Consider the following 6,010-nt stretch of genomic DNA (forward strand, 5'->3'; position numbering starts at 1 on the left):
GGGCGACCCCGATATTGTTGCCGCCGGTCCAGCCGCCATTGGTCGGCGCCCAGAGTGTCGTGACGTCGTCGCCCAAGTCGGACAGGTGCGATCGCGAGTCGTCGGTCGAGGCGTTGTCGACGATGATGAGTCGCCAGGCCGCGCCGCGGCTCCCACGCAGCGCGGCCAGGCAGGCGAGCGTGTCGCGCCAGCCGTTCCAGTTCACCGTGACAACCGCGACGCCAAGGTCTGGCGGCGCGGCGGGTCGCGCGTCTGTCGCGAGCGTCATGGCCGACGCCGGTGGCGGCGATTTGCGAACGTCGGGGACAGGCAAGTCATCCGGCACACATTCCACATTCGCCGCTCGACGACATCCCCAAACTCCACGCGACGCCAATCGGCGCTGAACGCCCGAGCTTTCGCGCCGATCCGCGGCGGACGGCGCCGCGCCTGACCAAGAACCGTGCTGGCTGGACTTGAGCGTCTCGTCGCTCGCTCGAAAATCAGATGTGGCGCGCGACGATGTTCGAGATCGCCCCTAGGCGGTCAAACTCACGGCGCGCGGGCGTCGGCTACGCAGCGCGTGACCGACCACAAGGAAGCCGCTGATCAGCAGCATCCAGGTCGACGGTTCCGGCACCGGCGAGAGCCCGCCGCCGGGAAGCTGCGTCTCGCCCTGAGTGAGCGGCGGGAACAGCGGGAACTCCGTGCGGAAGCTGGGCATGGAGATCAGCGTGATCGGGTCGGTCAGCTCGGCGATCGGGAGGGCCTCCGTCTCGATCGGAACAATGGTCGGAACGACTTCTGGCTCCACCCAGCCCAGCAGCGCCGGTTCGGGACGAACCTCGCCCAGCAGCGGGGTGCGCGGCAGGAGATAGCGCCAGACATCGACCTGAAGCGGCAGGCGTTGCCCCTCGACCATGGCGCTCATCGCGCCGAGCTTGCCCGAGAGCAGCGCAGGCGTCATGGCGGGAACCGGCAAGGCGGCCGCCAGCAGGAGAAGTCCGAAGAGAACGCGGTTTGTCTTGTGCCCGAACATAACCCAGCCCAGTCCCGTTTTGGGATCCTCCCCCGATATACGCCTAGTTCGGGCGCTTATGGAGGCTGATTCCCCAGTTACGGGATTTGCTGCAAGTTCCGGTCCAGCTTCACGCCGCCTGTGTCACAGGTCCCGCGGGGTCATCGCCGCGCCGCGGTCGACGATATCCAGCAGGTAGCGGCCATAGGCGGTCTTGGCGAAAAGCTCGCCGCGCACCTTGAGCTGCGCCCGGTCGATGAAGCCGTGGGCGTAGGCGATCTCCTCCAGGCAGGCCACCTGCACGCCTTGGCGCTTCTGAACGGCGCGGACGAACTCGGAGGCCTCGACGAGACTCTCGTGGGTGCCGGTGTCCAGCCATGCATAGCCGCGCGAGAGCTGTTCGACGTAGAGCTCGCCCATCTCCATGTACATGCGATTGAGATCGGTGATTTCCAGTTCGCCCCGCGCCGAGGGCCGGACCTGCTTGGCCAGCTCCACCACGCGGTTGTCGTAGAAATACAGCCCCGTGACCGCCTGCCGCGACTTCGGCTCCACGGGCTTTTCCTCCAGGCTGATCGCCCGGCCGTCGTCGTCCAGCTCGACCACGCCGTAGGCCTGCGGCTGGTCGACCTGATAAGAAAAGACCGTCGCGCCACGCTCACGCGCCGCGGCTCGCGACAGCAGCTGGCTCATGCCGGCGCCGAAGAAGATGTTGTCGCCCAGGACCAGGGCCGCCCGGTCGTCGCCGATGAAGTCCTCGCCGATCAGGAAGGCCTGGGCCAGGCCGTCGGGACTGGGCTGGACCGCGTACTGGATGCTGAGCCCCAGGGCCGAACCGTCCTCGAACAGCCGCCGGTAGTTGTCGATGTATTCGGGCGAGGAGATGATCAGGATCTCCCGGATACCGGCCTGCATCAGCACCGACAGCGGATAGTAGATCATCGGCTTGTCATAGATCGGCAGCAGCTGCTTGTTCACGGCGAGCGTCGCCGGATGCAGCCGCGTCCCCGAACCGCCGGCCAGGATGATGCCCTTCATCGAACTCTCCAATTCACGCAGTCGCGATAGGCCGCGAAGCGGCTTCGCTCAAGACGCCTTGAGGCCTAGCCTGCGGCCCGCGTCGCTGCGCGCGAGGATGGGGGCCCACCAGGCTTCGTTGTCCAGGTACCAGCCGATGGTCTTCTGGATGCCCGTCTCGAAGCTCTCCTGGGCGGTCCATCCCAGCTCGCGTTTGAGCTTGGCGGGATCGATGGCGTAGCGGTGGTCGTGGCCTGGGCGATCGGCCACATAGGCGATCTGATCGCGGTACGACTTGCCGTCGGCGCGGGGCCGGAGCCGATCCAGGGCGTCGCAGATGGCGTGAACGACCTGCAGATTGGTCCGCTCCGCGCGTCCGCCGATGATGTAGCTCTCGCCAGGCTGGCCCGCCTCGAAGACCCGGGTCAGCGCGCGTGCGTGATCGTCGACATAGAGCCAGTCGCGGACGTTTGAGCCCTGGCCGTAGACCGGCAGCGGCTCACCAGCCAAGCCTTTGACGATCATCAGCGGGATCAACTTCTCGGGGAAGTGATACGGGCCGTAGTTGTTGGAGCAGTTGGTCACCATCACCGGCAGGCCGTAGGTGTGGTGCCAGGCGCGGACCAGATGGTCGGAGGAGGCCTTTGAGGCCGAATAGGGCGAGCGCGGATCGTAGGCGGTGGTTTCGGTGAAGTAGCCGTCGTCGCCCAGCGAGCCGAACACCTCATCGGTGGAGATGTGGTGGAAGCGGAAATCCGCCTTAGCCTGACCGTCCAGCTCGCGCCAGTACGACAGCACCTCCGACAGCAGCACGAACGTGCCAACGATGTTGGTCTGGATGAAGTCAGCCGGGCCATCAATCGACCGGTCGACATGGGACTCGGCGGCCAAGTGGGTCACCACTTGGGGCCGGAACTCTCGCAAGGCGGCGCGGACCGCCGCGCCGTCTCCGATATCGGCATGCCGGAAGCCATAGCGGTTGCTCTCGGCCACCGCCTCCAGCGACCGCAGGTCGCCGGCATAGGTAAGCTTGTCGAGGTTCAGCACTTCATGGCTGGTCTCGGCGATCAGGTGTCGGATCAGGGCCGAGCCGATGAAGCCTGCCCCGCCGGTGACAAGTATTCGCAAGCGCCTTCCCCTCAATCCTAGTGGCCGTGACGGGCCTCAGCCCTGACGGGCGGCCGCGCGAGGGGCCGGGGCGACAGGCTCGTCCTTGGCCGAGGCCTTGTCCGCCGCCTTGTCCGCGACCTTCTCGGCCACCTTGTCGGCGGAGGCCTTCTCTATGACAGGCTTCTCGACCACCGGCGCAGGCTTGCGGCTCTCCAGGAACCGCTTCTGGGCCGCGAGAATCCACAGGTACGGGAGCACGCTCTCCTCGGAGAACTTGTAGGCCTTGCCCAGCTCGTCCTCGCTGAGTTCCAGCAGGATGTTCTTGGCGGCCAGCTCGCCGACCGTGTTCTTGAAGTTCGCCGCCGTCGCCGCGCTTGGATAGAGCGCATCCACATCGCGATCGTCGAACCGGCCGTTGTTGAACCGCGCCGCTCCGGCCATCACGCCCAGAACATGGCGCACGCCGCTCTTGGCGGCCTGGTCGATCTGGGCTTGGGAATGCTTGGAGATCCGGCCGCGGAACTCGGCCAAGGCCTGATCGACGGCGAGCGATACGTCCTCGACCGAGACCTTGGTGCGCGCCTTGTCCAGCGCGGCCAGGCCCGAATGGTGGCTGAGCAGGCTGGCCAGATAGGGCGAGCCGTTGGCCACGAAGACGATGAAGTCCAGCGCGGCGCGGTCAAAGGCGACGCCGCTGATCTCCTCGCCGTTCTCAACCAGGTGGCTGATCTCGGCGGCCGTCATCTTCGGGACCTGCAGGGCGAAGATGTTGCGGCGGATCGACGGGATGTGCTCGACAAGCTGCGTAAGGTCGGCGGCGACGCCGGCGATAACCAACTGCGTCCGGATCGACCGGTCCGACAGGTTCTTGATCAGCTCGGCGATGTTGCGGCGGAATTCGGGGCTCTCGCAGACGTCGAACTCGTCCAGCACAACCAGCAACCGCGTGCCCGTCATCTTGGCGAAAAGATCGGCCACCGTACGCGGCGACAACGGACCGGCCGGCAGCAGATCGGCCAACGAACCGCCGCGTTCAGCCTGCTCGGCGGTGGGCGCAAATCCGGAGTGGAACAACAGCGGCACGTCCGCCGCCACGGCGCGGAAGATTTCGTCGAAGTTCGAACCGGCGCCGCACGAGCAATAGACGACGATGTAGCGAGCGTCCTGAGCCGCCTGGGTCAGGACGTGAACCAGCGAAGTCTTACCGATGCCGCGCTCGCCGTACATGATGACGTGGACGCGCTGTTCCTCCAGTGACCGGATCAGCGTCGTCAGCACGTCGATGCGACCCGCGAACATCTTGCGGTCAGTGATCGGCTGGGCTGGCGTGAACGCGCTGCGCAGCTTGATGCGAGTGGTGGCGAACCGATCCGCGAGACGCGGCGTCAGTTGGTCGCCGGCGGTGGATTGAAAGCGAGGAAACAGCGAACCGACGCCGGATTTCTTCGCCGCGTCCTCACGACCTGGAGTTACCAGCGGCGCGACGGAAAACGCCGGCACGGCCTGAGCACCCGGACCGGTCTTCGGCCGACGCCCCAATAGCCTGTTGATCCAACTCACGGAGCCTCCAACAACCCTTTGCAGCGATGCGCTGACAGCACCGCGCGGTCTAGATCAGATAATCTGACCTGCCCACCTAAACACGGCGAATGTGGCGAAATCTTAAACCGAGCGCAGTTGAGTCAACGTTAATGTCAGACCCGATGTCACTCGTACCTTATCCGCCAAGCTCACGTGTCCCTATCGAAACACCAGCCGCTTCGACGCCACGAAATTGAAAATGAGCCCCGTCGCCGAGCCCAGCGCGACGCCGATATATGGCGCGAAAGACGGATCGACGTGTGGAAGCCAGCGCCCAAGGTAACGCAACGCGATGGCGTAGACGGCGAAGTTCGCCGTGGCCCCGAACGTGTTCACCATCAGGAACTTCGCCCACTGGGCTAGCAGGATTCCAGATCCAACCCCGCGGAACGTAATGGCTCGGTTGCAGGCCCAGGTGAAGGTGGCGGCGAATAGGTAGGAGATCACCCGCCCGAGGTAGGGGCCGACCGCCAGGATGTTGAGAGCAAACCAGAGCGCCGCCATATCCACGAACATGCCGAGACCGCCGATCGCGGCGAACAGCACAAACTGAACGGCCACGGGAGGAATGCGCCCGCTGGCCAGGAACGCCAATCGGTTCACGGCCGGTTCGGAGTCAGGCGGGTCGATCCGAAAATGGGCGCCCGCTGCGCCAAGTACGCGATGCGCTTGGCCTCGCGACGCCCACGGGTGACGGTGTCCAGGATGAGACCACAGGCGAGAGACAAGAACGACACGATCACCAGGCCCGTCGCGAGGATCGCGGTCGGGAACCGCGGAACTAGTCCGGTTTCATAGTAGGTATAGACGATCGGCGCTGCGAGGCCGACGGCCAAGGCGAAGAGTCCAAAAGCGATCAGACTGAAGAACAAGAGCGGTCGCTCTTCTTTGACCAGACGACCGATGATCCCTAAGATCTTGAAGCCGTCACGGAACGTGGACAACTTGGATACCGACCCCTCGCCTCGATCCTTGTACGCGGTCTTTTCTTCTCCGAGCGGCATACGCATCTCGAGCGCGTGCACCGTTAGCTCGGTCTCGATCTCGAAGCCGCCCGAAAGCATGGGGAACGTCTTGACGAAGCGTCGCGAGAAAACCCGGTATCCAGACAGCATGTCGGTGGCATGGGGTCCGAAGACCACTCGCACGATCGTCGTCAGGAGGATGTTCCCGAACCGATGGCCGGCGCGGTAGGACGTCCAGTCCGTCACGCGCGTACCGGTGACCATGTCCAACTGGTCGGCGACAAGCCGATCTACCAGCAGGCGCGCGCTCTCGGCGTCATACGTGTCGTCGCCGTCCACC

Annotated in this window: 7 protein-coding genes; all 7 read right to left on the reverse strand. The window is 65.0% G+C overall.

The window, feature by feature from the left end:
* A partial coding sequence (locus RMO04_RS18765; protein WP_309646290.1) for a glycosyltransferase occupies window positions 1-268 on the reverse strand: 268 nt, incomplete at its 3' end.
* A gap of 249 nt (window positions 269-517) precedes the next feature.
* A complete protein-coding gene (locus RMO04_RS18770; protein ID WP_309646291.1) occupies window positions 518-961 on the reverse strand; it encodes a PEPxxWA-CTERM sorting domain-containing protein in 444 nt (147 codons plus the stop codon).
* 180 nt (window positions 962-1,141) lie between these two features.
* Window positions 1,142-2,035: a glucose-1-phosphate thymidylyltransferase RfbA gene (rfbA, locus tag RMO04_RS18775; protein ID WP_309646292.1), complete on the reverse strand. Its 894-nt coding sequence runs from the start codon at window positions 2,033-2,035 to the stop codon at window positions 1,142-1,144.
* A 48-nt stretch (window positions 2,036-2,083) separates the two neighbouring features.
* A complete protein-coding gene (gene rfbB / locus RMO04_RS18780; protein ID WP_309646293.1) occupies window positions 2,084-3,142 on the reverse strand; it encodes a dTDP-glucose 4,6-dehydratase in 1,059 nt (352 codons plus the stop codon).
* Window positions 3,143-3,178: 36 nt separating this feature from the next.
* A complete protein-coding gene (locus RMO04_RS18785) occupies window positions 3,179-4,684 on the reverse strand; it encodes an ATP-binding protein (protein ID WP_309646294.1) in 1,506 nt (501 codons plus the stop codon).
* Between the two features lie 180 nt (window positions 4,685-4,864).
* Complete coding sequence (locus RMO04_RS18790; RefSeq protein ID WP_309646295.1) at window positions 4,865-5,308, reverse strand: GtrA family protein; 444 nt, start codon at window positions 5,306-5,308, stop codon at window positions 4,865-4,867.
* The coding region (locus RMO04_RS18795) for a hypothetical protein (RefSeq protein ID WP_309646296.1) at window positions 5,305-6,010 on the reverse strand (706 nt) is incomplete at its 5' end. The genes RMO04_RS18795 and RMO04_RS18790, both read right to left, overlap by 4 nt.

The sequence above is a fragment of the Phenylobacterium sp. genome (assembly GCF_031412415.1).
Classification (GTDB): domain Bacteria; phylum Pseudomonadota; class Alphaproteobacteria; order Caulobacterales; family Caulobacteraceae; genus Phenylobacterium.

Coding starts and splice junctions, on each gene's coding strand:
- rfbA (WP_309646292.1), bottom strand. CDS start 2,035: ATGAAGGGCATCATCCTGGCCGGCGGTTCGGGGACGCGGCTGCATCCG.